This window comes from Floridaenema flaviceps BLCC-F50 (genome assembly GCF_041929275.2).
Classification (GTDB): Bacteria; Cyanobacteriota; Cyanobacteriia; order Cyanobacteriales; family Aerosakkonemataceae; genus Floridanema; species Floridanema flaviceps.
This window is the reverse complement of the sequence record NZ_JBHFNR020000002.1, coordinates 767612-791925: the sequence shown is the minus strand read 5'-3', so window position 1 is coordinate 791925 and position 24314 is coordinate 767612. Positions and strand designations below refer to the sequence as shown.

32 protein-coding genes and 1 pseudogene are annotated in these 24314 nt (G+C 41.2%); 12 read left to right on the top strand and 21 right to left on the bottom strand.

The window, feature by feature from the left end; translation table 11 throughout:
* Nucleotides 1-49 precede the first annotated feature (49 nt).
* Nucleotides 50-772 (top strand): hypothetical protein, encoded by a 723-nt coding sequence (locus ACE1CI_RS23665; RefSeq protein ID WP_413267224.1) that lies wholly within the window; start codon nt 50-52, stop codon nt 770-772.
* A gap of 496 nt (nt 773-1268) precedes the next feature.
* Here the strand turns inward: ACE1CI_RS23665 and ACE1CI_RS23660 are convergent, their stop codons facing one another.
* From ACE1CI_RS23660 to folD, 3 genes are all read right to left on the bottom strand, one after another.
* Complete coding sequence (locus tag ACE1CI_RS23660; RefSeq protein WP_413262345.1) at nt 1269-1727, bottom strand: divergent PAP2 family protein; 459 nt, start codon at nt 1725-1727, stop codon at nt 1269-1271.
* Nucleotides 1728-1853: 126 nt separating this feature from the next.
* Nucleotides 1854-2780, bottom strand: coding sequence for a geranylgeranyl diphosphate synthase CrtE (gene crtE / locus ACE1CI_RS23655; protein ID WP_413262344.1), 927 nt, complete (start codon nt 2778-2780; stop codon nt 1854-1856).
* A 183-nt stretch (nt 2781-2963) separates the two neighbouring features.
* Nucleotides 2964-3845: a bifunctional methylenetetrahydrofolate dehydrogenase/methenyltetrahydrofolate cyclohydrolase FolD gene (gene folD, locus ACE1CI_RS23650; protein WP_413262343.1), complete on the bottom strand. Its 882-nt coding sequence runs from the start codon at nt 3843-3845 to the stop codon at nt 2964-2966.
* A gap of 287 nt (nt 3846-4132) precedes the next feature.
* Between folD and ACE1CI_RS23645 the strand changes: the two genes are divergently transcribed.
* Nucleotides 4133-4519, top strand: a complete 387-nt coding sequence (locus ACE1CI_RS23645; RefSeq protein ID WP_413262342.1) for a hypothetical protein — start codon at nt 4133-4135, stop codon at nt 4517-4519.
* Nucleotides 4516-4965 (top strand): NUDIX hydrolase, encoded by a 450-nt coding sequence (locus tag ACE1CI_RS23640; protein WP_413262341.1) that lies wholly within the window; start codon nt 4516-4518, stop codon nt 4963-4965. The genes ACE1CI_RS23645 and ACE1CI_RS23640 overlap by 4 nt, the downstream gene beginning before the upstream one ends.
* Nucleotides 4966-5037: 72 nt before the next feature.
* On the opposite strand, the gene ACE1CI_RS23635 is transcribed toward ACE1CI_RS23640, so the two are convergent.
* The 3 genes from ACE1CI_RS23635 to folK all read right to left on the bottom strand — a co-directional run bounded on the left by ACE1CI_RS23635 (nt 5038) and on the right by folK (nt 7615).
* A complete protein-coding gene (locus ACE1CI_RS23635) occupies nt 5038-6468 on the bottom strand; it encodes a cryptochrome/photolyase family protein (RefSeq protein WP_413262340.1) in 1431 nt (476 codons plus the stop codon).
* 104 nt (nt 6469-6572) lie between these two features.
* Entirely contained in the window at nt 6573-7121 is a 549-nt protein-coding gene (locus ACE1CI_RS23630) for an NUDIX hydrolase (protein ID WP_413262339.1), read from the bottom strand.
* Nucleotides 7122-7123: 2 nt separating this feature from the next.
* Nucleotides 7124-7615 carry a 2-amino-4-hydroxy-6-hydroxymethyldihydropteridine diphosphokinase gene (gene folK / locus ACE1CI_RS23625; protein ID WP_413262338.1) on the bottom strand — a complete coding sequence of 164 codons (492 nt, stop codon included), beginning with the start codon at nt 7613-7615 and terminating at the stop codon, nt 7124-7126.
* 274 nt (nt 7616-7889) lie between these two features.
* On the opposite strand from folK, the gene ACE1CI_RS23620 reads away from it, so the two are divergent.
* Nucleotides 7890-8321, top strand: a complete 432-nt coding sequence (locus tag ACE1CI_RS23620; protein WP_413262337.1) for a CAAD domain-containing protein — start codon at nt 7890-7892, stop codon at nt 8319-8321.
* A gap of 83 nt (nt 8322-8404) precedes the next feature.
* Here ACE1CI_RS23620 and ACE1CI_RS23615 read toward each other — a convergent pair whose 3' ends face one another.
* Together ACE1CI_RS23615 and ACE1CI_RS23610 are read right to left on the bottom strand one after the other, a co-directional pair.
* On the bottom strand, nt 8405-8767 hold the full coding sequence (locus ACE1CI_RS23615; RefSeq protein WP_413262336.1) for a DUF5615 family PIN-like protein: 363 nt from the start codon (nt 8765-8767) through the stop codon (nt 8405-8407).
* Nucleotides 8767-9006 carry a DUF433 domain-containing protein gene (locus ACE1CI_RS23610; protein ID WP_459564003.1) on the bottom strand — a complete coding sequence of 80 codons (240 nt, stop codon included), beginning with the start codon at nt 9004-9006 and terminating at the stop codon, nt 8767-8769. Before ACE1CI_RS23610 ends, ACE1CI_RS23615 begins: the two co-directional genes overlap by 1 nt.
* Before the next feature lie 120 nt (nt 9007-9126).
* Here ACE1CI_RS23610 and ACE1CI_RS23605 point away from each other — a divergent pair, with 120 nt between their 5' ends.
* Nucleotides 9127-9897: a hypothetical protein gene (locus ACE1CI_RS23605; RefSeq protein ID WP_413262334.1), complete on the top strand. Its 771-nt coding sequence runs from the start codon at nt 9127-9129 to the stop codon at nt 9895-9897.
* Nucleotides 9898-10280: 383 nt separating this feature from the next.
* On the top strand, nt 10281-11036 hold the full coding sequence (locus ACE1CI_RS23600) for a hypothetical protein (protein WP_413262333.1): 756 nt from the start codon (nt 10281-10283) through the stop codon (nt 11034-11036).
* Between the two features lie 191 nt (nt 11037-11227).
* Here ACE1CI_RS23600 and ACE1CI_RS23595 read toward each other — a convergent pair whose 3' ends face one another.
* The 4 genes and pseudogenes from ACE1CI_RS23595 to ACE1CI_RS23580 form a co-directional block, all read right to left on the bottom strand.
* Entirely contained in the window at nt 11228-12454 is a 1227-nt protein-coding gene (locus ACE1CI_RS23595) for an FAD-dependent hydroxylase (RefSeq protein ID WP_413262332.1), read from the bottom strand.
* Between the two features lie 68 nt (nt 12455-12522).
* A pseudogene (locus ACE1CI_RS23590) lies at nt 12523-12870 on the bottom strand (putative toxin-antitoxin system toxin component, PIN family); the annotation flags it as partial.
* A 231-nt stretch (nt 12871-13101) separates the two neighbouring features.
* Entirely contained in the window at nt 13102-13341 is a 240-nt protein-coding gene (locus ACE1CI_RS23585) for a hypothetical protein (protein WP_413263194.1), read from the bottom strand.
* A 32-nt stretch (nt 13342-13373) separates the two neighbouring features.
* Nucleotides 13374-13565, bottom strand: a complete 192-nt coding sequence (locus ACE1CI_RS23580) for a hypothetical protein (RefSeq protein WP_413263193.1) — start codon at nt 13563-13565, stop codon at nt 13374-13376.
* Between the two features lie 95 nt (nt 13566-13660).
* Here ACE1CI_RS23580 and ACE1CI_RS23575 point away from each other — a divergent pair, with 95 nt between their 5' ends.
* The gene (locus ACE1CI_RS23575) at nt 13661-13975 is read left to right on the top strand and encodes a helix-turn-helix domain-containing protein (protein ID WP_413263192.1); all 315 of its coding nucleotides are present in this window, start codon (nt 13661-13663) and stop codon (nt 13973-13975) included.
* Between the two features lie 61 nt (nt 13976-14036).
* On the opposite strand, the gene ACE1CI_RS23570 is transcribed toward ACE1CI_RS23575, so the two are convergent.
* Entirely contained in the window at nt 14037-14255 is a 219-nt protein-coding gene (locus tag ACE1CI_RS23570) for a type II toxin-antitoxin system HicB family antitoxin (RefSeq protein ID WP_413263191.1), read from the bottom strand.
* 23 nt (nt 14256-14278) lie between these two features.
* Entirely contained in the window at nt 14279-14773 is a 495-nt protein-coding gene (locus tag ACE1CI_RS23565; RefSeq protein ID WP_413263190.1) for a hypothetical protein, read from the bottom strand.
* A gap of 45 nt (nt 14774-14818) precedes the next feature.
* On the opposite strand from ACE1CI_RS23565, the gene ACE1CI_RS23560 reads away from it, so the two are divergent.
* Complete coding sequence (locus tag ACE1CI_RS23560) at nt 14819-15397, top strand: TetR/AcrR family transcriptional regulator (RefSeq protein WP_413263189.1); 579 nt, start codon at nt 14819-14821, stop codon at nt 15395-15397.
* Between the two features lie 90 nt (nt 15398-15487).
* On the opposite strand, the gene ACE1CI_RS23555 is transcribed toward ACE1CI_RS23560, so the two are convergent.
* The 7 genes from ACE1CI_RS23555 to ACE1CI_RS23525 all read right to left on the bottom strand — a co-directional run bounded on the left by ACE1CI_RS23555 (nt 15488) and on the right by ACE1CI_RS23525 (nt 21909).
* A complete protein-coding gene (locus ACE1CI_RS23555; RefSeq protein ID WP_413263188.1) occupies nt 15488-15727 on the bottom strand; it encodes a hypothetical protein in 240 nt (79 codons plus the stop codon).
* A 118-nt stretch (nt 15728-15845) separates the two neighbouring features.
* Nucleotides 15846-17123 carry a S8 family peptidase gene (locus tag ACE1CI_RS23550; RefSeq protein WP_413263187.1) on the bottom strand — a complete coding sequence of 426 codons (1278 nt, stop codon included), beginning with the start codon at nt 17121-17123 and terminating at the stop codon, nt 15846-15848.
* 533 nt (nt 17124-17656) lie between these two features.
* Nucleotides 17657-17875: a hypothetical protein gene (locus tag ACE1CI_RS23545; RefSeq protein WP_413263186.1), complete on the bottom strand. Its 219-nt coding sequence runs from the start codon at nt 17873-17875 to the stop codon at nt 17657-17659.
* A gap of 168 nt (nt 17876-18043) precedes the next feature.
* Nucleotides 18044-18814, bottom strand: a complete 771-nt coding sequence (locus ACE1CI_RS23540; protein ID WP_413263185.1) for a YebC/PmpR family DNA-binding transcriptional regulator — start codon at nt 18812-18814, stop codon at nt 18044-18046.
* 64 nt (nt 18815-18878) lie between these two features.
* Entirely contained in the window at nt 18879-19703 is an 825-nt protein-coding gene (locus ACE1CI_RS23535; RefSeq protein ID WP_413263184.1) for a carbohydrate ABC transporter permease, read from the bottom strand.
* A gap of 13 nt (nt 19704-19716) precedes the next feature.
* Entirely contained in the window at nt 19717-20556 is an 840-nt protein-coding gene (locus ACE1CI_RS23530; RefSeq protein WP_413263183.1) for a carbohydrate ABC transporter permease, read from the bottom strand.
* 96 nt (nt 20557-20652) lie between these two features.
* Complete coding sequence (locus tag ACE1CI_RS23525; RefSeq protein ID WP_413263182.1) at nt 20653-21909, bottom strand: ABC transporter substrate-binding protein; 1257 nt, start codon at nt 21907-21909, stop codon at nt 20653-20655.
* 185 nt (nt 21910-22094) lie between these two features.
* Here ACE1CI_RS23525 and ACE1CI_RS23520 point away from each other — a divergent pair, with 185 nt between their 5' ends.
* The 4 genes from ACE1CI_RS23520 to ACE1CI_RS23505 all read left to right on the top strand — a co-directional run bounded on the left by ACE1CI_RS23520 (nt 22095) and on the right by ACE1CI_RS23505 (nt 24276).
* Nucleotides 22095-22262, top strand: coding sequence for a hypothetical protein (locus ACE1CI_RS23520; protein WP_413263181.1), 168 nt, complete (start codon nt 22095-22097; stop codon nt 22260-22262).
* Between the two features lie 102 nt (nt 22263-22364).
* A complete protein-coding gene (gene infC, locus ACE1CI_RS23515) occupies nt 22365-22997 on the top strand; it encodes a translation initiation factor IF-3 (RefSeq protein WP_496615742.1) in 633 nt (210 codons plus the stop codon).
* A gap of 150 nt (nt 22998-23147) precedes the next feature.
* Entirely contained in the window at nt 23148-23813 is a 666-nt protein-coding gene (locus ACE1CI_RS23510) for a class I SAM-dependent methyltransferase (RefSeq protein WP_413263180.1), read from the top strand.
* A gap of 112 nt (nt 23814-23925) precedes the next feature.
* Nucleotides 23926-24276: a hypothetical protein gene (locus tag ACE1CI_RS23505; RefSeq protein WP_496615741.1), complete on the top strand. Its 351-nt coding sequence runs from the start codon at nt 23926-23928 to the stop codon at nt 24274-24276.
* Nucleotides 24277-24314 lie beyond the last annotated feature (38 nt).

Below are 24314 nucleotides of genomic sequence, written 5' to 3'. Positions count from 1 at the left end.
TGTAAAACTTTCATTCAAAACTTATCACTGGATTACCAATTACTGAGCCATGAGTCAAACTGCGATTAAGGGAGCTTTTGCTACTTTAAGCTCTGCTTTAATAACAATTATTGGGTTAGGTGTGGGAGTGAACGGTGCTTTGGCTCAGTCTCGTGAGTCAACTTGTGAACCACCAGCAGCAGGGGAATATTTGTTATTTGTAGTAACAAAGAATCGCCAGAGTCAACGCTTATTACGGCAATCTCTTCCTAGTAACACTAAAGCTACAGTTTGCCGATATTTAGATAATATAGTGACTCGTGTTGGCGGCTTCACTAACTTGTCAGAAGCTCAAGATTTAGTACAAAATATCAAAGAAAGTACTGGTTTGTCTGCTTTTGTAGTCGAGCCAACCGCAGATGCAGGAGTTGCCGATCGACCTCAACCTACTTCTCCTCCCGCTCCTGTTAGTAATACACAGGAAAAACCAAAACCTCAACCTGCCACAGAGAGTTTACCTGCTTTTAATCCGCGATTATTAGGCAGGGGTTATGCTGTGTTGGTAGATTATGGAAATCAGCCGGAAATTGCGACTCAATTACAGCAACTTTTAGGGAAAAGAATTGGTTTAGCTTCTTTTGGACAAAGACCTTATCTTTTGGCTTTGTACACTAGTAATGAGAGAAATGCTAATAATACTTTTCGCCTATTGAACGATCGCGGTTTTTTAGTAATGTTAGTAGATGGAAATCGAGTAACATTGCTCAAACCACAAGTGGAAACTCCACGATGAGCCAGCAGGGGGGCAGGGGTGCAGGGGTGCAGGGGTGCAGGGGTGCAGGGGTGCAGGGGTGCAGGGGTGCAGGGGTGCAGGGGTGCAGGGGAGAAAAAAGAACAACAAACTTTCTTTATTTTTTAAAATAAAAATCTAAAACTTTAACTAAAAATCTGTAAGCAGGCAGAAGAAAACTTTTTACCTTTCTGATATTAATCATCTATTATTTATCATCACCCCTGCCCCTCTGCCCCTCTGCCCCTCTGCCCCTCTGCCCCTCTGCCCCTCTGCCCCTCTGCCCCTCTGCCCCTCTGCCCCTCTGCCCCTCTGCCCCTCTGCCCCTCTGCCCCTCTGCCCCTCTGCCCCTCTGCCCCTCTGCCCCTCTGCCCCTCTGCCCCTCTGCCCCTCTGCCCCTCTGCCCCTCTGCCCCTCCTGTCCAAAAGAGCTCCCCTGCTCAAAAGAGCTCCCCTGCCCAAAAGAGCCCTCTTGCCCAAAAGAGCCCCCTGCCCTCTGCTCAATAAGCTGGTGCTGCTAGGCAGGCAATAGTTACACCGAGAGCCGAGCCAACAATTACTTGAAAAGGGGTATGTCCAAGTAATTCTTTTAAACGATCTTCGTTAAAGGTGGGATGTTCGCGAAATAGCTCATCAATGATTTGATTGAGGATGCGTGCTTGTTTGCCAGCAGCTTGACGAACTCCAGCGGCATCGTACATGACGATAATGGCAAAGATGGCGGCGATCGCAAAATCAGGACTATTCCATCCCATTTTCAGCCCTACACCCGTTGCCAAAGCTGTGACTAAGGCTGAATGGGCGCTGGGCATACCGCCTGTTTCCACCAAAACACGGATATTAATTTTCCGGTTTTTGCCCAACTCGATGGCGAGTTTCGTAATTTGAGCAATTAAACTGGCAATAACAGCAACCAACAATATGTGGTTCTCTAGAAGACTCTGGCAAAATTCCTGCATATCAAGTTTGGCTTTTAGGTTGAATTTAGGATTATGTAGGATTCTGCTGTAGATTTTGTGGGCAGGTTTAAATGTTAAGTCTTGTAGGAGACAAAATTGACTAAATGTTACCTGTTCTACAGACTTTTAGTTAGTGCGGGTGGTAATAAATTCTGCGATCGCCAACAGCGGTCGAGCATTTTCCCCAAAAGGTGCTAACTCTGCCTTAGCAGCCGCCACTAATTGCTGAGCCTTGCATTTAGACTCTTCCAAACCCCAAAGGCTAGGATAAGTTGCCTTTTTCGCTTGTAAGTCCTTGCCTGCGGTTTTGCCCAACTCTTCTTGGGTAGCTGTAATATCCAGAACATCATCCACAATCTGAAATGCTAACCCAATATTTTCAGCATAACGAGACAATCTTTGCAAATCTGTGGTTGATATCCCAGCAATAATCGCCCCGCAAACCACACAAGCCTCTAGCAGAGCGCCCGTTTTATGGGTGTGAATAAAGTTCAGAGTTTCAATAGTAACATCTGATTTCCCTTCACATTCTAGGTCAACCACTTGACCCCCAACTAACCCAGCCGCACTCACCGCACGACCTAAACGAGCAATCACCTGCACCAAGCGTTCTGCCGGGACATTTTCTGTTTGAGCGACGATTTCAAAAGCATAAGCTAATAAGCCATCACCTGCCAAAATTGCGATATCTTCGCCATAAACCTTGTGATTTGTCAATTTACCACGTCGATAATCATCATTATCCATTGCTGGTAAATCATCATGGATTAACGACATCGTGTGGATCATCTCCAAAGCACAAGCAGTCGGCATCGCCATTTCGATCGTCCCGCCAGCCAGTTCGCAGGTAGCTAAACAGAGAATAGGACGCAAGCGCTTACCCCCAGCCATCAAGGAATAGCGCATGGCCTCATAAATTTTCTCAGGATAAGTTATGGGAAGAAAATCCTCTAACGCTGCCTCCACCAAAGCCTGCCGTTGGGCCAAGTATTTGCAGAGGTCAAAGGGAGGAGATTGCCCCTGTGCCGAAAACTTGTCGTCCGTAGCTACCATCCTTCGATTCCTTGATTGAGTCTACATCCGTAACAATTCTACAGGGGATGGGCGATCGCTAATTTGCGAATTTTTTATTCTTTGTCATTTGTCATTGGTCATTGGTCATTTGTCATTGGTCATTAGTCATTTGTCATTGGTCATTAGGGAAGAAAGGGAGCTTTCGGAGTTCTTCCCTACCCCCTACCCCCTACCCCCTACCCCCTTCTTCTGACTGTAACTCCAGACGGTATTGGCTAATAATAAAGCGACGGTCATCGGACCAATGCCGCCAGGGACGGGGGTGATGTATCCGGCTACGGTTTTGACGGCATCAAAGTTGACATCTCCGACTAGGCGGGAGTTACCTGCTTCGTCGGTGACTTTGTTGATCCCTACGTCGATGACAATGGCTTCTGGTTTAACCATATCAGCTGTAATTAGGTCTTTGCGTCCGGCGGCGGCGACTAAAATATCGGCATCGCGGGTGATTTCGCCTAAGTTTTGGCTGCGGGAATGAGCGATCGTCACTGTGGCATCGGCAGCTAGTAACATTAATGCCAGTGGTTTACCAACCAAAATGCTGCGTCCGACGACTACGGCTTTTTTACCTCTAAGGGGAATCTGATACTCTTCCATCAAGCGCATGACTCCGGCGGGAGTGCAACTGCGTAACCCCGCTTCTCCTCTGACTAAGCGCCCTAAGTTGACTGGGTGTAGTCCGTCTGCGTCTTTATCTGGGTCTATTTGGTGCAGCAAGGAGACGGAATCTAAATGATCGGGGAGGGGTAGCTGGACTAAAATGCCATCTACACGATCGTCTTTGTTGAGTTCTTCAATTACTTGTTTTAGTTCTTCCTGGCTAGTTTCTGTGGGGAAATGTTTGCCGAAAGAAGCTATTCCGACTTTTTCACAAGCTCGTTCTTTATTCCGTACATAAGCGGCGCTAGCTGGATTATCGCCTACCATGAGTACTGCTAACCCTGGGGGGCGACCAATTTTCGGTGTTAATTCTTCTACTTGCTGTTTTAGCTCGGCTTGAATTTTTTGGGCTAAAGCTTTACCATCTAATATTTTCGCTTCCATAGTTAATTAAATTGATACTCAAAGAGCCATTGGCTCTACTAGTTTCGCAAATACTGGTTAGTTTGATGGGGAATTTTAGAGTTATTTTTGATTTTTCCCTGTTTTCATCTAAGGACAGTAATAGTTAGTGGGTAGTAGCAGTCCCTTTACCGACTACCCACTACCCACTACCTACTACCAGCCTCATCTTAGAACTAGAAACTTGAGTTACTATCTAGGGGGATAATCTAGTTGTTTTTTGGTTACGCGAGATTCAGATTTGTTAGCGATCGCTTTGGGAAACTGGGATGAAACAAGAGTTAATTCAAATATTACAAGTTAGCACAATTACCTTCTTGCTGGGCGGGTTGTTCAGTTGTACCCAAGTTAAGGAATCAGGATTTAGTATTTTCTCTCCCGATGTTCCTGTGAGCAATGTTAACGAAGTAAAGCAGCAAAGCAAAGTTAATTCTACTGTTTACTTAAAAGGTAATGTGGGTAAGTTAATTCCGTTTTTGGAGAAACGAGCTTATGAATTAGAAGATGATACTGGCACTATTACTATAGTTACTAAAAATCCCTTCCCCAAACAGAAGCAACAAATTGTGATTCAAGGCAAGGTTTTGTATAAAAGTGTGCCTGCGGGTGGTCAAGAATTTGGTGAGTTTTATATTGAGGAGCAAAAGAGACTTTGAATACTAAACTTGTTCATGTAGCCGTAGCAATTCTTTACCGGAATGGCAAATATTTAATGCAATTAAGAGACAATATCCCAACTATTGTTTATCCCGGTTATTGGGCTTTTTTTGGCGGACATATTGAACCAGATGAACCTCCAGATATTGCAGTACAGCGAGAATTAAAGGAAGAAATTGGTTATGTTCCTTCAGTTTTACATCATTTCCGTAATTATCAAGATCCCAACGTAGTGCGTCATGTTTTTCATGGAGAGTTAACTGTGGAATTAAATGATTTAGTCTTAGGTGAAGGTTGGGATATGGGGTTATTATCAGTTGCAGATATTCAACGGGGTAATTGTTATTCGGAAATTGCGGGGGAAGTGCGTCCGTTGGGTGTTCCACATCAGCGAATTTTGCTAGACTTTGTAGAATCACAAATTGGTGTCATCCAAAACCAATAACTCTATCACCCACCCAAAATCCATCTGCGTTTATCTGCGTTAATCTGTGGATATCTGTGGTTAAATAAAACCCTACTCCACCTTTTGCTGATTGTACCGTTCCTTAAAAACTCTTTGCTGTATCTTATGTTCTACAATTCGCAAAGGATAACCTAAACTTTCCCGTTGTGAATCAGGTATTTCCCCACTAATTAAAAGCTTGGTGGGGAGCGATCGCAACTGAGGCAACCACTTTCTGATATACTCCCCATTAGGATCGAATTTTTCTGCCTGAGAAGCGGGATTAAAAATTCGCACAGGTTTGGGGTCCATCCCACTAGAAGCACTCCATTGCCAACCGCCATTATTAGCAGAAAGATCCCAATCATAGAGGTTTTGCGTAAAATATATTTCCCCCATTTTCGGGTTAATTAATAAATCTTTGGTTAAGAAACTAGCAACAATCATTCGACAACGGTTGTGCATCCAACCAGTTGATTTTAATTGGCTCATCGCTGCATCGACAATAGGATAACCTGTTCTTCCTTCGCACCAAGCTTGAAAATGTTCCGAATTATTATCATAAGGGAAATTTTTAAACGCTGGGCGATAAGCATCTTCTGCTAATTCGGGAAAGTGATACATTGCGTGTTGGTAAAACTCGCGCCAAGCTAATTCTTGTTGCCAACTTTTCACACTTTCTTGGGCTTCGTCGCTGCTACTTCCAGCGATCGCTTCCATAGTAGCATCCCAAACTGTACGAATACCAATTGCACCAAATTTTAACGCCGCACTCAGTCGAGATGTACCATCAATTGCCGGGAAGTTACGCTTTTCTTTATAGCTAAAAATCGCTTCATTACAAAACTCATCCAACCTTTCCTGTGCGGGGGCTTCTCCGGGTGCTAACATTAATTCATTATCCCAAATAAACCCTAAATCTTTGGCAGTTGGTAAGGGAATGGCACCAGCTTGATTGATTGCTTCTTGTTCTTGGGCGGTTAAACTTTCTCGATTTTCAAATCTGTCTACTGGCTCGGTTTTCGGTTTGCTAATCCAGTTTTTCCAAAAGGGACTATAAACTGTGTAAGGTTGATTAGCACCGCTTGCTATTTCGGCGGGAGAGTGCAATAATTGATCCCAGAATGTTTGAATGGCGATTCCTTTGTCTTTTAGGGCTTGGGTGATGGTGCGATCGCGCTCTCTAGCATAAGGTTCTACATCTAAATTCCAAAATACAGCTTTTGCGTTTAAAGCGATCGCTAACTTAGGAATTTCTTGGGTTGGTTGACCTTTTAAAATTATTAATTGGCTCCCCGCTCGCAGATAATTTTGTTGTAATTCCTGCAAACAACCAATCATATAAGTAACTCTGACTGCGGCGATATCTTTACTTTCTAAAATATTTGGATCGAGGCAAAAAACACCGATTACTTTGGCGCTTTGTTGGTTAGCTGCTGCTAATCCTATGTTATCGGAAATTCGTAAGTCTCGACGATGCCAGAAGAGTATTATGTCATTCATAGAAGATTGGATTTTTTAACCACAGATGTCCACAGATAAACACAGATACTATAATTAAATTATGGGTGGGTTTTTGTCCATCTGTGGTTAGATACATGAGAAATTTATTTCAGAAAGGGACGCGCCATAAAGAAGCTGGTTACAGATTTTGCGTCTACGGGTTCACCGGATATAATTGCTTTTTCTAATTCTTCGGGTGTGAGGAAAACTGTTTCCATATCTTCATCTTCGTCTTGTTGGGGTGGCTTTTCTAATGGTTGCAAATCTTGGGCGAGAAAAGCATAAATTATTTCATCGGAATAGCCGGGGGCTAGGAAAAATTCGCCTAACTTTTGCCATTTATTCGCACGATAACCTGTCTCTTCTTCAATCTCTCGCCCAATAGTAGAAAATGGATCTTCATTAGCTTCTATAGTTCCAGCGGGAAACTCTAATAAACGTCCTTGGGCAGCAAAACGATATTGACGCAATAATATTAATTTACCTTCAGGAGTTACCGGAACAGCTAAAGCACCACCAGGATGACGAATACATTCCCAGTCGCCTTCTACTTTGTTAGGCAGACGCAAACGAGTTACTTCAAAATTGAATTTACGACCTTGATAAAATAGGCGTTGTTTAATTATTTCTGGCGGTTCTTTACCTAATGGCATAATCAATTTTCGATTTTAGTCACACCTGAACAGTCTACCGCTTGCACGAGTTGCGCGATCGCTTTTCCTGATACAGGTTCAATCCAATTTGGTGCAATTTCTGCCAAAGGTACCAAAACAAACGCCCTTTCTCTCAACCAGGGATGAGGTATCGTCAGCCCTGGAGTCTCTAAAATCAAATTATCGAACAATAATAAATCTAAATCTAAAATTCTTGGCCCCCAGCGTTCTTGACGCACCCGACCAAATTTAGCTTCAATGGCTAATAGCGTTTCTAGCAACTCCCAGGGACTCATCTGCACCTTGAGCACAGCGCACCCATTCAGGTAATCTGGTTGTGGCGGCCCTACAGCTTTAGTACGATACCAGCTAGACTGAAGCTCTAAACTAATTCCAGAGGTTTGATCGAGCATTTTCAGGCTAGATTCCAGAATAGAGCGAGAGTCACCCAGATTACTGCCAAGAGCGATCGCACTTTGTCCAGATTTTCCCATAAACCCAAATTCCTTAACCCGATTTTCATAAATTAATTCTTTAGAATGAGCCTTTTAGCGAACTAAGTAGCGTTAATTAATAATAAGGGGATTTCCGGCGCTAAATGACCAAACCTACGTACTTTGCTAATTTCTCTTGCTAAATAGCTGTACTTTGTAGGTTAAAAATGTTCCCATAGTAGTAAAACTAGTTTGCGAAGTCTCCCAGCTTCCCTATCAAGCCGGAACGCTTCCTAGCTAATATAACAACGTTGCAATAGTTGAGATTAGAAACATGGAAACCAAGGAAACGCAACAAACTACTCCCACTGTAGAAGTCACCGTCGATCAAGGGGGGCCGATCATCACCAATACACCTGGTAGCACATCTACAAGCCAGGTGCAAGAATATTGGGATATTTTCGTCTCCTATTTGGCTAAACTGCCAGATTACCTGGGTGATTTCTTCAGCACCTACCAAAAACCCCTGATTACTGTTGGTTTGATTGTCGGTGCTTTTGTCACCGTCAAAGTCACCCTCGCGGTACTCGATGCGCTAGATGATATCCCTCTACTCTCGCCTTTCTTTGAATTGGTGGGTATTGGCTACTCCGGTTGGTTTGTGTATCGGTATTTACTCCGCGCCTCAAATCGTAAGGAGTTGGCTGACGAAATCAATGGCTTGAAAAATCAAGTAGTGGGCGGAAACAAAACCCCAAAAGTTTAATGATTAATTAACCACTTTTGGTGTTTTCTTAAGTCTAAAACCAAAGCGTCCGGGATTTCTCGGACGCTTTGGTTTTATCCTACTTATATTGGTAATCGCTTCACCCTGTACCTTTGGTTACTCACAGAAATAATTGCACCTGCTTCTAAATCTTCTTGACATTGACTTAAAACTTCAGCTAACCTTTCATTAATCGCCTGATAATTTTCATTTCCCAACCTAAACAAAATCACACTGGGTAACACTTCCCCACTTACTGCTAAAAGTTCAGCAAAATCTAAATCTACTGTTAATAAAATTCGCCCCTCAGCACGGGCTTTAATTAAAATCTCGTCATCCGGTAGCCGTTGTAATCCTTCATCCCGCAAGTGTACAATATCATATCCAACGCTACGCAACCAAGCAACTGTGCGGAGTGAAATTCCCATATCTGCTAAAAACTTCATTAGACTTTTTCAGCTGTGGTAAAGGTGTAAACTCGTTCTTGAGTTAACCACGCTGCATAAAGCAAAGATTGTCGAATATCTTCTGGTTCTAAATCTGGATATTCCTCTAAAATTTCCTGAGATGATTTCTCATTGGCTACTAAATTCACTACTAAAGAAACCGGAATTCGCATTCCCCGAATACAAGCTTGTCCTGCCATAATTTTAGGATTAAATGTGATGCGATCGAAACCTAGCATAAATTCATCCTCCAAAATAGTTTTCATTTCAATCATAATCTCACTTTAGAGGGAAACATTTATCACCAGTTCGATCGCAACTTAGTAAGTAGAGGACACAACAGCAAGGAAAAATTGAGGATGAACACAACCCAAACAACCGAGAAATTGCCAGAAATTACCCAAGTGGTTACAGAAATGGGTAAAGTGGCGGCGACAGCTGGACAAATCATGGCAAATGCAGCAGTAGATGTTGGGACAAATGTAGCTTTTGTTGCTACCCAAACTGGAAAAGCTGCTTTAGAAACGGCTGAAGCCGCAGGGAAACAAGGCTACGAGTTGATTGAAAAGACTACCCACACAGCTGGGGAAGCTGTTTCTGCTGCCTCGGAAAACTGGTGGGTTAAAAATGTCAGCGGTCTTTTTAAGTTAGATTGGATCTTTGCTGGAATGGATCAAGTTGACTTGGAAAAAGCTGCTGCTGCTGTGCAAAAGTTGCAAGCTGAATATCCCGAAGAATCACCCAGAGAAATCGCTCATCGAATTATTGTGGAAAAATCCACTTATGCTGGTGGTGTTGGTTTGGTTAGCAGTTTTGTACCAGGGATAGCTTTGGCTTTGTTGGCGATCGATCTAGTCGCTACCACTAGATTGCAATCAGAAATGATTCTCCAAATTGCCGCTGCTTATGGTTTAGACTTACAAGAACCTGCACGTAAGGGCGAAGTATTGGCAATTTTTGGCTTGGCGATGGGTAGTGGTAACGTGGTGAAATTGGGTTTAGGTACTTTGCGAAATCTACCGATCGCAGGCCCTGTCATTGGTGCTAGTACGAATAGTGCTGTGTTATACTCTTTGGGATTAGCAGCTTGTCAGTTCTACGAAACCAAGCTTCAATCAGGAAATCAATAGTAAATTCGCAACTGTTTTAATCAACAAATAAAAAAACTTAATCAATCCTCAGCGTTAAGCCTTGAGGATAGGTTGTTGGCGATCGATATCACTGGGAATTAGCCGCAAATATCACATCTTTTAATTTGATTAAATCACAAACCTACCTCCACAGATTTTTCATAGTGGAGACAATTGCCTGCTGAAAAATTGTATCCAGGCGAGGAGCAAGTTATGAAAATAATATTAACAATAAAATGGTTACTGGGAACCATAGCTCTACAATTTTTAGCCTTAAGTGTAGGTTGGTTAATTTTAATGTATTTTCTTGACTTCGGCAGGTAGAACACACTTCTGAGGAAACAAAAGTTATCCTAAGAAGCAACTCCTTTACTGAAGCGACGATGATTCACAAATTTAGCTTGTCCTTGTGTGTGTTGACGAGTGCAATTTGGGCTAGTACTAGCATTCCTGTGGTTTTTGCCCAAACTCCAGAAGCAGCTACCCAACAACTCCCGGCGACTACCCCTGTTGCCACACAAAGTTATAATAATGCGGTTTTGACTGCACAAGATTTACCCGGGTTTAAAGAACTACCCCCGGAAGTAACAACACAAATTCAGTCTCAATTTGAAATCCTCAGCACTCAATTGGCAAAAGCTGGAATGAAGCCAGAAAAGTATTTTGCTTTTATCGATGAAAAGAGTTTACAAATAGTTGTTGGTTTCACAGGTTTAATCTCGAATCAGTCAGATCAAGCAAATTTTGATTCGACTCTCAAACAAATGCAACAACCAGAGTATCAGCAACAAATGATCGCTCAAATAAGGGAATCTATCAAGTCAAATCAAGGGCTGAAAATTCTCGACTATGGGATGGTTCCAGGTGTAAATAATAATATTGCTGACTCTTCTTCGGGAATGTCTGTGGGAGTCGATCTGCAAGGGCAACTTTTACAGTTAGATTTAGCAGCTTTTCGGCGCAGTAATGTGGGAGCTTTTGCTGCTATTATGTACCGCAAGGGCGATCGACCATCCGTAAATTTAGATGATGTCGCTCGCAAGTTAGATACACGCATTGTCCAAACAGCTACCGGAACAATTCCTGCTGGTGCTAATGACTCACAAGTAACTCCTCCTAGTACTAGGCAAATGCAATAGTTTTTCGGGTTTTTTCTAATTTAAACTGAGATAAAGAGGCGGAGCCTGGAGTTTCTCGTTCCATTTGTTGAACCTGGGAAAGAGGTGGAAGGAGGTTCTACCTCCATTGCTGCCAGATCTAATTTAAAGGTCATTAGCCTGTTGCCTGTCAATTCGCTAATGACCTAATTGTTTGCCGCCAAAAGTGCCTTTTAAAGCTGAGAAAGTTGCGGCGAACGACCTTTTAAACCCGTCATAAGTTGCAGGGCAAACTTTTTAATAGGGGTGATGTTGCGTAACATCCATAAACCGAAACGGCGGATAAAAATCAAAGGTAAAAACTGATTAGAAAATGTTCGGTTTAAGAAATCAGTAAATCCCAAAATTACCCAATTTTCTCCTTTGCGCCAATTTTCGTAACGTTTAAGGACTTGGATGTTACCAATATCTTCGCCTTTTTGTTGTGCAGTTTTGAGAATTTGGGCGAGGGCAGCTGCGTCACGAATTCCTAAATTCATGCCTTGTCCGGCGACGGGATGACAACCATGTGCCGCATCTCCAATTAAGGCGAGTCTGGGTAAAGTGTAGCGATCGCTCTGCATTAACTGTACTGGAAAAATGTAGCGATCGCCTAACAATTCCAACTTCCCAAACTTGCCACCAGTGTAATATTCCAACTTCTGCAAAAACTCGGTTTCATCTAATTCTTGCATAGCTTTAGCATCAGCGTGAGGCCAAGTCCAAACAATTTGAAATCTATTTCCTGGTAAAGGCAAAACTCCCATCGGACCGCTAGGCCAAAAACGCTCGTAAGCTACATTATTATGGGGTTTTTCTGGTTTAATGGTAGCTACGAGGCAAGATTGCCAATAACGCCAACCGTGAGTTTTAATTTCCGCAGCTTGCCGAATCCGAGATTTTGCCCCATCAGCACCTACAAGTAAGCGAGTTTTAATTGTTTGCAATTCTCCATTTAAGCGCAATTCAATTTGCACAAAATCTTTCTGGTAATCTGCTTTTATTACTTCTGCCGGACAAAGATAAGAAACATTCGGAGAAGTTTGTAAAAATTCCTGCAAAGCTGTTAATAAAACTTTGTGTTCCGCAGCATATCCGAGTCTATCTGTTTCCAACTCTGGGGGATGAAATTGCACGATTTTGGGATAGTCAGCATCAGATAATTGAATTTGCTTAAAACTGGTAATTTGCGGTTCAATTTTGTCCCAAATGCCAATTCCTTGATAAATGCGTCCCGAAAGCAGGGAAATAGCGTAAGCGCGTCCTTTGGCGACGGAGACAGATTCGACTTGTGCTTCAATTAACGCCACACTAAGTCCAGAATCTTTTAAAGCAGCGGCGAGGGTAGCGCCGACAATACCACCACCGACGATTGCTAAGTCGTAGTCTAGTTTAATTTCAGATGTAGAGTTTACTGACATTCTTAAGTTAGTTGGTCTTGTGCGATCGATGTTATCTATCTTTATTGTTAAGGTTTGGGCGAATATTTTCAACGTTCAGACTGGGATATCAATCCTATAAACTCACTTGCTTTAACAATCTCAATTTCTCGATACTTCCCTAAAGCCAAAAGATGTTTGTCACCCGTAACAATATAAGCAGCACCTCCGACTACAGCACACTCCACAACCATATCATCATCAGGATCTTCTGCTACTGCCTTTAATGTTGCAGAAATTTCAACTAACCTTGAGTAACTGCGTACCTCTTCAACTGCTAGTTGCGCCATATCCTGAGAAAACTTAAATTTGAGTACCAATTTTTCCGCAAACTCATCCAATATTTCTTGGCAAGTCACTGATTCAACTTGTCCAATTTTCGCTAATGCCAAACATCGAAATGGATTACTAACGCAAGTTGCTAGTTATTAATTCTTTCGGAGTTCCCCCCTTATTAAGGGGGGTTAGGGGGGATCTTCGGCTGTGATGACTACGTTTAGATCCCCCCAACCCCCCTTAATAAGGGGGGCTAAGAAAGAGCCAGACTTGTAACTAGCAACTTGAGTTACTACTCGTAGACAACAAAGCAGAAATCAAAATATTGGTATCAAAAACCGCAACGTATCGCACTAATCCTCATGCACCACTTCGTCAATAAAAGCTTCTCGTTCTGCTTCAGTCATTGTATCCCAGTTATAACCTCGTTCTTGAGCAACAATTCTAACTTTTTCAACTCCATAGCATGAGAGAGACTCCCATTGTCCCCACTGTTGAAGAAGAAGGAATTTAAACACCTCAACTTGCTGTTCAATGGGTAGCTGTTTGACTAATTCAATGACTTGCTCATTGCTCAGTTTTAATGTAGGCATTTTATATCTTTTAAAGATTCTGGGAATCACTTCTAATCATAAACTGCTTCTTGCCGATCGAACTCTAAAAAAATTTCTTCAGCACTTAGAACTAAATCTTCTTCTGACAAAGGCGGAAATTCAAGTTGAACAACTCGCCGCAAAATCTCTACTGCAACGTCTAATCTTTCTGATTCTGGTAAGCGATCGAAAGTGCTTAAAAATTCTTCAACAGAAGTAGTCATAGCCACGATTTCAAACACTGCATGGGAGTTGTTAGACTGCTGCAACTACTACGAATATACCAGATATGATATAAAATACCACCAGGATTAAGATTATGAAAGAAGCTAAAAGAAAACGTTTAGAAGAAAAAGGCTGGAAAGTTGGCACTGTTTCCGATTTTTTAAGTCTTACTCCTGAAGAAACTGCACTCATTGAAATTAAGTTGGCTCTGAGTCGTCATTTAAAAGAACGGAGACAAAAATTAATGACGCAAACAGAATTGGCAGAGAAATTGCACTCAAGTCAACCGCGAATAGCTAAAGCAGAAAATGGTGATGCTTCTGTTTCTATGGAATTGCTGATTCGGGCAATATTGGCAACAGGTGCCACCCCTCAAGAAATTGGACAAATCATTGCACAAGTTGGTTAACGGAATACTAATAACAGGCATGGGTAAATAAAGTCTTGAACCAGATCGAGATTAACAAGAATTAGGCAATTTGAAGCGTTCTCGGTTCAGGGATAGATTCACCTTCTGCTTGCCAAGCTTCTAAGTACATTTCAATAACTTCTTCGCCGTTATGAATTGCTTCCTCACGAGTTTTGCCATGAGTACAAGGCATGATAACTAAGTCGGCAAATTCTGGAATTGTGACGAGGAAAAGCTGATCTTCGTCAGACCATTGAACGATCATACTGTATCGGCTCATGAATCCTCATTCTCCCTCATAACTCATTTGATAAATGCCAACAGATCGAACTCTTGACGAATGTCTAGAAGTGAGCGATCGAGCAAAGGTTCAAATTCTAAAAAAGGCACTCTTTTTTTCCGGTTGCGAGTCTTGAACCAAATCGCAATTAACTCTGGAATCAGTGGAGGAAGAACTTTAAAAATTGCTCCATAAAGCCAAAGTACACCTTTTTCTTTAATCATGTCATCGTACATAATATCAATCACTTGCTTATTCCTCTTTCTCATCTCCCGAAAGCGCTCAAAAGTACATTCACTTGTCCACCAGAATAGGGGCAGAATTTTTAGTTCATCGTACATACCTGTATCACAGCCATATATAACATGACCAACATCGTGTGCAAGCAAGATTTTGGCAAATTCAGGTGGCTGAGTATCGGGGGGAGTGATGTGAGGATTAAGCGCGTAGTATTCCGCTAAACCTTCTCGGAGGGTTTGAGTGCTGTCTTTGTTTACGTAACCAGGTAATTGACTCATATTCTATTTCGATACGCTAGTGTATCGTAAATTATAATAGCACTTATGAATGATGTTAGTAAAAAGTCACCTGGAAGACCTCGAAGCGCCCGATCGCATCAAGCTATACTGCGATCGACATTAGAATTGCTAGCAGAAGTTGGCTTTGAGGCGATGAGTATTGAAGCGATCGCAACTCGTGCTGGAGTTGGAAAAACAACGATTTATCGGCGCTACAGAAGTAAAGAGGAACTGGTTGCTGATGCAATTGAAAGTATGCGGGAAGAGGTGTTAATTCCTGATACGGGAAACCTTTGGAGTGACATAGATGCAATCATTGATAACGCTGCACAAATTACACTAAATCCTCTGGGGAGACAAACCGTTGCTATGATTATTAGCAGCGCTTCAAGTAATGCTAATTTTGCTCAGATTTATTGGACAAAATATTTACAACCTCGAAGAGAAGCTTTTGCGATCGTCATTGAACGAGCGAAAATCAGAAAGGAAGTTCAGGAAGATTTAGATCCCGGTTTGATATTCGATGCGATGAGTGGAATCATGCTTTACTCCTTAATATTTCCACCGACATCTGAATCTTGGACAGTATACGTTCGTCGTGCGCTCAATCTGCTTTTTAGATGAACTTTTTCTGAATAAAAAACGCCGCCTGGTGGCAGCGGGGTGAAGTATAAATTTTCAAAGATAGAAAAGGTAATAGCACTGTCATTGTCTTTACTGTACGTCGGAATCTGGGGGAGCTATTTGATAGCTTTGTTCAGGTTCTATATGTTGTACTCCTTCAATTTGGGAAAGACGATTAACTTGGTTTGAGTCAATTGAACCGCCGATCGTACCAACAGTTGGTAAGACTTGTTCAACTTCCAAACCTGCTGACTGTAAACTATTGGCAACTTCAGAAATGCGATCGACATGAGCATCGTCAACAGATATAGATACTTTTATTTTGGGCATATCAATTCCTCGAAGAAAGGATGAGTTCTCAGCAAGAATACTGTTTGTTAGTAAATAAACTAAACACAATACTCTCACTGAGAAGGTTAGCGACGAGTTGGCACCAAAACTATAGGTTTTATAGAGGTGCTTGGACTAAACCCACACCAACATCAGCAGAGGGCAGCGGCAACCGCTGAGCCTCCCGCATTAAAAGTCCCCAAAGAGCGTGTCCGGTTAGTCCAGTTGCTTCGGCATAGAGGGCGGCGATGCCTGCTACATGAGGAGTTGCCATACTGGTACCGCTAATGGTTCGATAGCGAGTGGGCATAGGCCAGGTTGAGTAGACATTAACTCCGGGACCTGCAATATCAATTTGCCCACCTTTGGGATTAATTGAACCATTAGAGAAGGCAGCAACTTGTAATTGAGCGTCTAAGGCAGCCACAGCCATGATTGATGGAGCATTGGCAGGATGACCTACTGGGTTGGGGGGGGATAACCGCTTGCCAGTGCTGGGATCTCTACTATCATTCCCAGCAGCAGCAACAATCAAAGTTCCCTGACGGAGTGCCCGTAGTCCAACTTGTTCGTAAACTTGGGAGTAAGTATCTCCAGGGCGCGTTGGTGCCTCTAAAGACATAGAAATTACTTTGCAGCCATTGGTAATCGCCCACTCAATGCCCGCTAAAATGCCACCATCAGCACCAGAACCTCTGTTGCTCAAAACTTTACCAGCAAAAATTTCTGCGTTATAGGCGATTCCGTAACGCGGTGCGATCGAAGGAGTTTTAGATCCACAAGCAGTTCCAATACAGTGGGTACCATGTCCATTTAGGTCTTGAACGGCTTCACCACTGATGAATGACTGACTAGTAATTTTGCGACCAGCAAAATCAGGATGAGTAAGATCTAAACCCGTGTCTAACACGGCTATTTTAATGCCAAGACCGCTGTAGGTAGTATTTACAACTTTAGTGGCTTGAAGTCCCCAAGTTGCTGAGTTATCTGCCAATAATGTGGCAGCAAGTTGGCTTTCTAATGGAATTGCTTGATTAGTTATATAGTTGACGGCATCTCGGAATCCTTTGAGATAATCAGTGGTAAGAACTGAGTTTAGGTTATCCTCGATCGCATAAACTACTCGCTCAGGTTCGACTGCTAAGATTGCTCCATCTGTAGCTGTGGCTGTTGTGATTGACTGAACTTGATTCGGGTCTAAAGAGACAACAGCAACCCCCAAATTATCAAAGACAACTGTATCTGCGCTTTCTAACTGTTCAGCAGAAAATGTATGATCTTCAAAGTCGGCTGCTCTGGCAACACTTTGAGTTCCTGTATTATCTATTAAAGCTCTGATGCCAGAATCAACGCCGTCTTCAGGTAACAAAACTAAGTAACGACCTGTGGTTTCCATTTTAAAAAAATCCTCAGATTGATTTGACGGTATATGTAATCTTTGTTGTTAAATGCTGATGCAATTAAGGCTGTAGCAATCTAACTACTGCTGGGAATGAATGCCACCCTCACGTTTCTCTATCTACTATGTGGGGCAAAAACAATCAGGGAATTTTCAGAAAAAGTTAAATAGAAATTTCCGGTTAATTAGGTGAGCTTGGAATAAAAAACCCCGCTAGGAAAAAAGCGAGGTAAAGTCTTGATGTTCGGAGACAGAACTTTTCTTAGGAGTTATTTAGCAAGTCCACAAATTAAGGGAAATGCAGATATCGCAGCGCTATCATTAAACTTGTGAATTTTTGATTTGTGGGATGTCTGATTTTGAAGGCGCTTTGACATTTATAGTATCTAATAGTGAGATGATGCAGCTTTGTCAAAGTTATGACGTTTTTGTGACAACAAATATTCTTTAAATAAAAAATGCTGCCTCCCGGCAGCGATGTGAAGTACAAATTTTCGGAGACAGAACTTTTATCTGGATGGAGTAGTTTACTACTGCTTCCTCATTGCTACATTACTTTTATGAGGCTTAACTGCGTGAGAACGTTTTACATGATTAGTTTTTATACTAGCTCTATGAGTACGATGAGGATGAGCTTTAGTCATTTGGTGATGAGTTTTGGCTGTAGCTGCTTGTGCGGCTGAGAAAGAAAATCCTACAGGAGCGACAACTACCGCTGATAGGAGTAATGCTGAGAATAATTTTTTCATAGCCTTTGTTATCCTGTAATCGATAATAGTAACTATTAAACAAAGAGATGACAAAGAGTTGTCAATTTTGTGGATTTTTTGTGACAGCAATGGAATGCAGCATTTTACACTTTTATTAGCAGAAATATTAAATGGTGCGTTACACTGCGTTAACGCACCCTACAAGGTTTAGGCGATACTTAGGGCGACTAAATCTTCGGACATCTCGAAGTTGGTGGTGACGTTTTGTACATCGTCTAAACTTTCTAAAAAGTCCATCATTTTGAGGAGCGATCGCGCTTGGTCTTTATCAACCACTTCTACGTTATTATTAGGTATCCAGCGCCATTCGGCTTCGGTGACGTTAAAACCTTTTTCTTTCAAAAATTGGCTGAGGTTTTCTAAATTTGTCACATCGGTAAAGACTTCTGCACCTGCTTCTTCTGCTTCTTCGTCTTCTGTTAACTCGTAAGATTCTGCGCCACCTTCTAAGGACGCTTCTAAAAGTTCGTCTTCATTCACTGCGCCGCTAATGATGCAAACGCCTTTTTGTTCAAACATCCAAGAAACACAGCCTGTTTCCCCCAAGTTTCCGCCATATTTGCTGAAAGCGAGACGCAAATCACCAGCGGTGCGGTTACGATTATCGGTGAGGGCTTCCACGAGTACGGCGACTCCACCTGCGCCATAACCTTCGTAACGGATAGATTCGAGGCTGTCGCCTGCACCTAGTTTACCAGCACCTTTGGCGATCGCTCTTTCAATATTATCGTTGGGAATTCCTGCTGCTTTTGCTTTGTCGATCGCAGTGCGGAGTTGAAAATTCCCTGCCGGATCTGGGATACCGCTACGAGCCGCAACAATAATAGCACGAGATAGTTGAGTGAAGGTTTTACCCTTTTTCGCATCAACTCTCTCTTTCTGACGTTTAATATTTGCCCACTTACTATGTCCTGCCATAGTCTCTTCTAACTCAACTAACCTTACATTAGGATAAACTCAAATCCTAGCAAATTGCTTTGGTTTATTTACCACCTGTGAAGGTGACACTTTGAATAAAGTAACGATTGAAAAAGGCGTAAATGGCTAGTGCGGGTAGAGTTAAGACCATTGAAGCTGCCATAATATAATTCCAATAACTGATATATTCGCCTTTAAAAGTGTTTAATCCCAAAGGTAGGGTAAACATTTCTTTATCGGACAAAATCAGTAAAGGTGTGAGAAAGTTATTCCAAGCACCCATAAAGATGAAGATTGCTTGTGCAGCTAAAGCAGGTTTTGCTAAGGGAAGGACAATTTGCACAAAGGTTTCCCAACGATTTAAACCATCCATTGCGGCGGCTTCTTCTAATTCTTTGGGGAAGTTAACAAAGAATTGCCGCATCATAAATATAAAGGTAGCATTTACGGCTGTTGGCACAATCAATCCTTGGTAAGAGTTCAGCCAACCGAGGTTTTTTAAGATTAAGTAACTGGGAATTAAGGTAATTTGTCCGGGAATCATTAATACTGCCAATATTATAAAAAAGAACAGTTGATTTCCGGGGAAACGAATTCTGGCTAAAGCGTAACCTGCCATTGAATTAAACAGGAGATTTAAGGCGGTGACACAAATAGCAACGAAGACGCTATTAAACAACCATCTGCCAAATAAAGGTTCTTGGGTAAAGATATTTTTGTAATTTTCCAGGGTGAACTTTTCGGGGATGAAGTTGATGTTTCCAGAGGAGATTTCTGGGAGGGTTTTGAAGGATGCGGAGATTGCCCAAGCGAAGGGGATGAAGGTGGCGATCGCATAACCAATCAAAATTAAGTATAGCAACAATTTCACCCAAGGCAACTTTTGCATAACTCCCCCTTTCTTAGTGCAACTTCTCTTCTTTAAAAATCGTTCTTTGGAGTACTGTCACCAACATAATCACCGCCGCTAACATTAACGCCAAAGCTGCCGCATAACCCATATCTAAACTCTTAAAAGCATACTGATAAATCAGTAAAACTACTGTTAAAGTTGAGTTGTTTGGCCCACCGGAACCAGCCGAAAAGATATAAGATTGATCGAATAGCTGAAAAGTGCCAATAATCCCGATAACGACAATGAAAAAAGTTACAGGTTTCAAGAATGGTAGAGTAATATTAAAAAATTGGTCTAACGCACTTGCACCATCAATTTTTGCTGCTTCATAAAGACTTTTAGGAATATCTTGTAAAGCCGCCAAATAGACAATCATATAAAGTGGTGCAGTTGACCAAATATTCATAATCATAATTGATTTTAGCGCCACCGATGGATCGCCAATCCAATTATAAGTCGGCAACCCTAAACCAGCCAAAATATTATTTAATAACCCATTCGAGTTATAAATCCACATAAAAATTAAAGTTAAAACTGCCGAAGCCGTCACCGTTGGCAGAAAAAAGATAATTCTAAACCAATGCCTTCCCCTAATACTGGAATTGAGAATTAAAGCCAAACCTAAAGCCAAAATAGTCTGAGTTGGCACAACGATTATGACATACTCAAAAGTATTCTGCAAAGCAATCCAAACCCGTTCATCTGCCAACATTCGCCAGAAATTCTTCGCCCCAATAAACCGCAAATTAAACTCCCCCAAAATTCGCACTTTATGGAAAGATAAAAATATGGCGTAGGCGATCGGCAAAATCGTAAAAACTCCCATAACAATCATAGTAGGAGCCATAAAAGAAAACCCAGCCAACCCCTCTCTAAACCTTCCCCTTTGCCAAACTCTTCTCATTCCTTCGCGTCCTTTGCGTCCTTTGCGGTTCAAAAAAAATTACCGACTCGCAGCAATTTCCCGATTAGCAGAAACCTGAGCCCTTTGCATCGCCTCATTTAAAGATTGCTCACCAATCAAAGCACTAATAAACTGATTATTAAAGTGCATCAAAACCGTAGGTAAAGTCTCCCCCGCTTGCCAAATTGTAGCATAATCAGCACCCGCAACAAACGGCGCGTACAAAGGGTTTTTATCATACCCCAATTCCGCAATTACAGACTGACGACTAGGCAAAACCAAACCTTGATTTGCCCAAGCTTTCATTCCCTGTTTACTAGTTAAATAAGCAATCAATTTCCAAGCTGCATCTTTATGCTTAGTTCGCTTATTCATTACATAAGCAACAGTATAAGCCATTGTACCTTTTTTTCCGGCAATTGTTGGCAGTTCAGCAGTCGCAAATTTTAACTGAGGAAAGGTTTCTTTTAAATAAGGAATTGCCCAACTACCTTCTATTACCATAGCTGCTTTTCCTTGACCAAACATTTCGCTACCTGTGCTGGCACCGACATCGCTAGGTTGGGCAGCAGTGCGATAGTTTCGATATAAATCTATAATTAATTGTAGACCTTTCAAACCTTCGGCAGTGGCAAAGGTAGCATAACCATTTTGATTAATTAAAGTGCCGCCAAAGGTTTTAATTAAAAAAGATTGTCGGGAGAGTTCGGGAATAATTCCTAAGCCATATTGGTCAATTCTGCGATCGCCATTCCCATCCCTAGTTAGTTTTTGGGAATCCTGACGTAATTCTGTCCAAGTAGCAGGAGGCTTAATTAACTTGGCAGCTTTAAATGCTTGTAGATTATAAAATAGAGCTAAAGTAGAGAAATCTTTAGGTAAGCCAAAAATTTTCTGATTATATTTAAAAGCATTCAACAAACTAGGAATAAAGTCAGATAAATTATATTTATCGTTAATATAAGAATTTAATGGTTCGAGGACATTGTTTTGCATCAATAAAGGTGCTTCAAAGGCATCTAAATAAAATACATCTGGTGCAGTGTCCCCAATTAAGCGAGTTTTAATCACATCCATATATTGCTGATTAATTACCTCGTATTTGACTTTAATATCAGGATATTCCCTCTCAAAATCTTGGAGTACCCGCCTCAATAACTGCGATTCATTGGGATTGCTTTGCCAACCGCTCAGTGTTACTGTAATTTTCGAGTTGTTACCCCTTGCAAAAGTACAGCTAGTTAAGGTTATAATTACCAACAGGAAAATTAACCATTTTACTCTTGTGCAAATCATTATTTTCCCCCTTACGAGTAACCTGTTAAGTCGAATGCTTCTGCAACCAAGTAAAATTTGATGCACAATCACCTACAGCCAAACTTATCGATCGCAAAAGAACTTTACAAAATGCCAGAATTAACAAAAACTGATGAGGTCTAGGTACTTTGTTTAATTTGAACATTTTAGCGCCCTTTTGGATAATGAGCAGACTTGCAAAATATGAAGGTTTGATGAGCAGCGAAGTGTTAAGTTTATGGCACAAAAGTTGGGTTGGATGTCAACCTTTGTTGAGCGATCGCGATCGGATAGATATAATTCGTTTAACATTGTGGCAAGGGGCAAATTATACTGCTTCAGTTTTGACGTAATTTAGCTAAAGACTTCAACTTTTCCCCTAATGCAACCTAAGAAACATGAGGAAAATTAAAGTCTAAGTCATAATAGTGTTGTAACTTTGAGGAATTTAATTCATGCCTATGGATCAGAAAAAAAATCGTGGTCATGTCATTAATCATGCGATTCGTGTACCCCAGATTCGCGTAATTGATAACGATGGCGGACACTTAGGAATTATGGATACTAGATCTGCCTTGAGTTTGGCTCAAGAAAGAGATCTAGACTTAGTAATGATTAATGATAAATCTGAGCCGCCTGTTTGCCGGATTATTGACTACGGCAAGTTTAAATATGACTTAGAAAAACAAGAGCGGAAAAATAAGAAAAATCAAGACAAAACTTCTGTTAAAGAATTGAAGATGCGCTACACAATTGAAGATCATGATTATCAAGTGCGCGTCAATCAAGCGGAAAGATTTTTGAAAGCAGGAGATAAAGTAAAAGTCACTATCAAGTTTCGTGGTAGAGAAAACCAACATAGTCATTTAGCGGAAAATCTGCTTAATGACATGGCAAAAGACTTACAAGAATTTGCAGAACTTCAACAAGCACCGAAAAAAGAAGGTAGCAATATGATTATGCTGCTTTCGCCTAAAAGTGCTGTTGTCAAAACTCCTACCACTAATACTCCCACTCCCACTCCTACTCCTACGCCTCCTAGCAAACCTAAACTAGTAGAAACTCAGCCTTCGGAAGCAAAAGTCTAAAACAAATTAGCCAATGAGATTTTTGGATTAAACTTTTCCTGAGTCAGAGGAATTTTAGTTTAGCTTATTAGGTTGAAGATAACTAAGCTATAACATATAAATAGTAGGGCAGAAATTTCTGTCCTACTAAATTTTTTTGAGGCTGGAAATATGAAACTGGTCTATCAACGTTTTGATTTGTTTGCTACTGAATATGATTTCATGGCAAGTTTGCAGAGTAAAAATGACTTCTTTATCAAGAATTTATCTAGGAATAGAAGCGCAGTTCTAGATATTGGTTGTGGCTCAGGTATTTTGGCTTTTGAGTTAGCTAAATACTACCAAAAAGTAGTTGCTATAGATATTTGCCAAGAAATGTTAGAGATTGCTAAAGTCAAAAGATCTGCTCCTAATATTCAATATCTACTGATGGATGCGGAAAATTTAATATTAGATGAAAAATTCGATTTGATTACTTCTGCAAATACCTTTCATCATTTACAAAATTTACCTGCTACTTTACAAACAATCAAACAATTATTGAAACCCGGTGGCAAAGTGGTTCTACTGGATAATGTTTCGGAAGTGGAAACACCAGCAACAATAGTTTATATATGGAGTGCTATAAGAGATTTCTTTCCCGATTGGAGGAAGTATGGATTGGGTACAGCTTGGAGGTTATTTAAATTTAGGACATCCCAACCTTGGTTAAGTCATTTAGCAACTGATAAATATTTGTCTGCACAGCAATTTAAACAAATATATGGTAGTTACTTTCCCAATTGCTCCTTGACAAAAATGGGTTGTTTTATGGGATTGGTTTGGATAAATCAGTAATTTATTCCTGAGTTTATCTATCTTTAGTTGTCCGTCAGTTGTTAGATGAATGTTGAATAAAGAGAAATCACCCTGGTAAATACAGAGATGCAATTTATTCAGGGGAATTGGTATGAAACATTTAATTTTTGGCGGTCTATCTGTGCTGTTATTGTCTGCGATGTCTTCACCTGCGGTTTTAGCACAAACAAACACCCAAAATTCAGTAGTAAACAACGAAGATTCGCAGTATTCAATTTCGCCATTTAATTTAGTTTCTATGGTTTATCAAGGTTTCTTTAAGGAACAGGGTGTTCCGAGTGCTGGGGCTTTAATTAATGCTTATAATTTTGGTAATGTCAAGGCTAGAGATATCGTTGCTGGTGCAGTGAAAACCGATCGGCTACCAGCGCAAATATTGAACGATCGAGATTACATAACAGCGGTAGATTGGCAACTGCAAACATTAAGAAGGCATGAATAGAAACTGATTTATATAGAAAATTGGTGAAATGCGATCGC

Coding starts and splice junctions, on each gene's coding strand:
- ACE1CI_RS23660 (WP_413262345.1), bottom strand. CDS start 1,727: ATGCAGGAATTTTGCCAGAGTCTTCTAGAGAACCACATATTGTTGGTT.
- infC (WP_496615742.1), top strand. CDS start 22,365: ATGCCTATGGATCAGAAAAAAAATCGTGGTCATGTCATTAATCATGCG.
- crtE (WP_413262344.1), bottom strand. CDS start 2,780: ATGGTAGCTACGGACGACAAGTTTTCGGCACAGGGGCAATCTCCTCCC.
- ACE1CI_RS23595 (WP_413262332.1), bottom strand. CDS start 12,454: ATGTCAGTAAACTCTACATCTGAAATTAAACTAGACTACGACTTAGCA.
- ACE1CI_RS23635 (WP_413262340.1), bottom strand. CDS start 6,468: ATGAATGACATAATACTCTTCTGGCATCGTCGAGACTTACGAATTTCC.
- ACE1CI_RS23550 (WP_413263187.1), bottom strand. CDS start 17,123: ATGGAAACCACAGGTCGTTACTTAGTTTTGTTACCTGAAGACGGCGTT.
- ACE1CI_RS23510 (WP_413263180.1), top strand. CDS start 23,148: ATGAAACTGGTCTATCAACGTTTTGATTTGTTTGCTACTGAATATGAT.
- ACE1CI_RS23520 (WP_413263181.1), top strand. CDS start 22,095: ATGAGCAGACTTGCAAAATATGAAGGTTTGATGAGCAGCGAAGTGTTA.
- ACE1CI_RS23570 (WP_413263191.1), bottom strand. CDS start 14,255: ATGAGCCGATACAGTATGATCGTTCAATGGTCTGACGAAGATCAGCTT.
- ACE1CI_RS23560 (WP_413263189.1), top strand. CDS start 14,819: ATGAATGATGTTAGTAAAAAGTCACCTGGAAGACCTCGAAGCGCCCGA.
- ACE1CI_RS23545 (WP_413263186.1), bottom strand. CDS start 17,875: ATGAAAAAATTATTCTCAGCATTACTCCTATCAGCGGTAGTTGTCGCT.
- ACE1CI_RS23630 (WP_413262339.1), bottom strand. CDS start 7,121: ATGCCATTAGGTAAAGAACCGCCAGAAATAATTAAACAACGCCTATTT.
- folK (WP_413262338.1), bottom strand. CDS start 7,615: ATGGGAAAATCTGGACAAAGTGCGATCGCTCTTGGCAGTAATCTGGGT.
- ACE1CI_RS23535 (WP_413263184.1), bottom strand. CDS start 19,703: ATGCAAAAGTTGCCTTGGGTGAAATTGTTGCTATACTTAATTTTGATT.
- ACE1CI_RS23530 (WP_413263183.1), bottom strand. CDS start 20,556: ATGGCTCCTACTATGATTGTTATGGGAGTTTTTACGATTTTGCCGATC.
- folD (WP_413262343.1), bottom strand. CDS start 3,845: ATGGAAGCGAAAATATTAGATGGTAAAGCTTTAGCCCAAAAAATTCAA.
- ACE1CI_RS23610 (WP_459564003.1), bottom strand. CDS start 9,006: ATGCTAGGTTTCGATCGCATCACATTTAATCCTAAAATTATGGCAGGA.
- ACE1CI_RS23565 (WP_413263190.1), bottom strand. CDS start 14,773: ATGAGTCAATTACCTGGTTACGTAAACAAAGACAGCACTCAAACCCTC.
- ACE1CI_RS23540 (WP_413263185.1), bottom strand. CDS start 18,814: ATGGCAGGACATAGTAAGTGGGCAAATATTAAACGTCAGAAAGAGAGA.
- ACE1CI_RS23600 (WP_413262333.1), top strand. CDS start 10,281: ATGATTCACAAATTTAGCTTGTCCTTGTGTGTGTTGACGAGTGCAATT.
- ACE1CI_RS23665 (WP_413267224.1), top strand. CDS start 50: ATGAGTCAAACTGCGATTAAGGGAGCTTTTGCTACTTTAAGCTCTGCT.
- ACE1CI_RS23525 (WP_413263182.1), bottom strand. CDS start 21,909: ATGATTTGCACAAGAGTAAAATGGTTAATTTTCCTGTTGGTAATTATA.
- ACE1CI_RS23645 (WP_413262342.1), top strand. CDS start 4,133: ATGAAACAAGAGTTAATTCAAATATTACAAGTTAGCACAATTACCTTC.
- ACE1CI_RS23620 (WP_413262337.1), top strand. CDS start 7,890: ATGGAAACCAAGGAAACGCAACAAACTACTCCCACTGTAGAAGTCACC.
- ACE1CI_RS23555 (WP_413263188.1), bottom strand. CDS start 15,727: ATGCCCAAAATAAAAGTATCTATATCTGTTGACGATGCTCATGTCGAT.
- ACE1CI_RS23615 (WP_413262336.1), bottom strand. CDS start 8,767: ATGAAGTTTTTAGCAGATATGGGAATTTCACTCCGCACAGTTGCTTGG.
- ACE1CI_RS23580 (WP_413263193.1), bottom strand. CDS start 13,565: ATGACTACTTCTGTTGAAGAATTTTTAAGCACTTTCGATCGCTTACCA.
- ACE1CI_RS23605 (WP_413262334.1), top strand. CDS start 9,127: ATGAACACAACCCAAACAACCGAGAAATTGCCAGAAATTACCCAAGTG.
- ACE1CI_RS23575 (WP_413263192.1), top strand. CDS start 13,661: ATGAAAGAAGCTAAAAGAAAACGTTTAGAAGAAAAAGGCTGGAAAGTT.
- ACE1CI_RS23585 (WP_413263194.1), bottom strand. CDS start 13,341: ATGCCTACATTAAAACTGAGCAATGAGCAAGTCATTGAATTAGTCAAA.
- ACE1CI_RS23505 (WP_496615741.1), top strand. CDS start 23,926: ATGAAACATTTAATTTTTGGCGGTCTATCTGTGCTGTTATTGTCTGCG.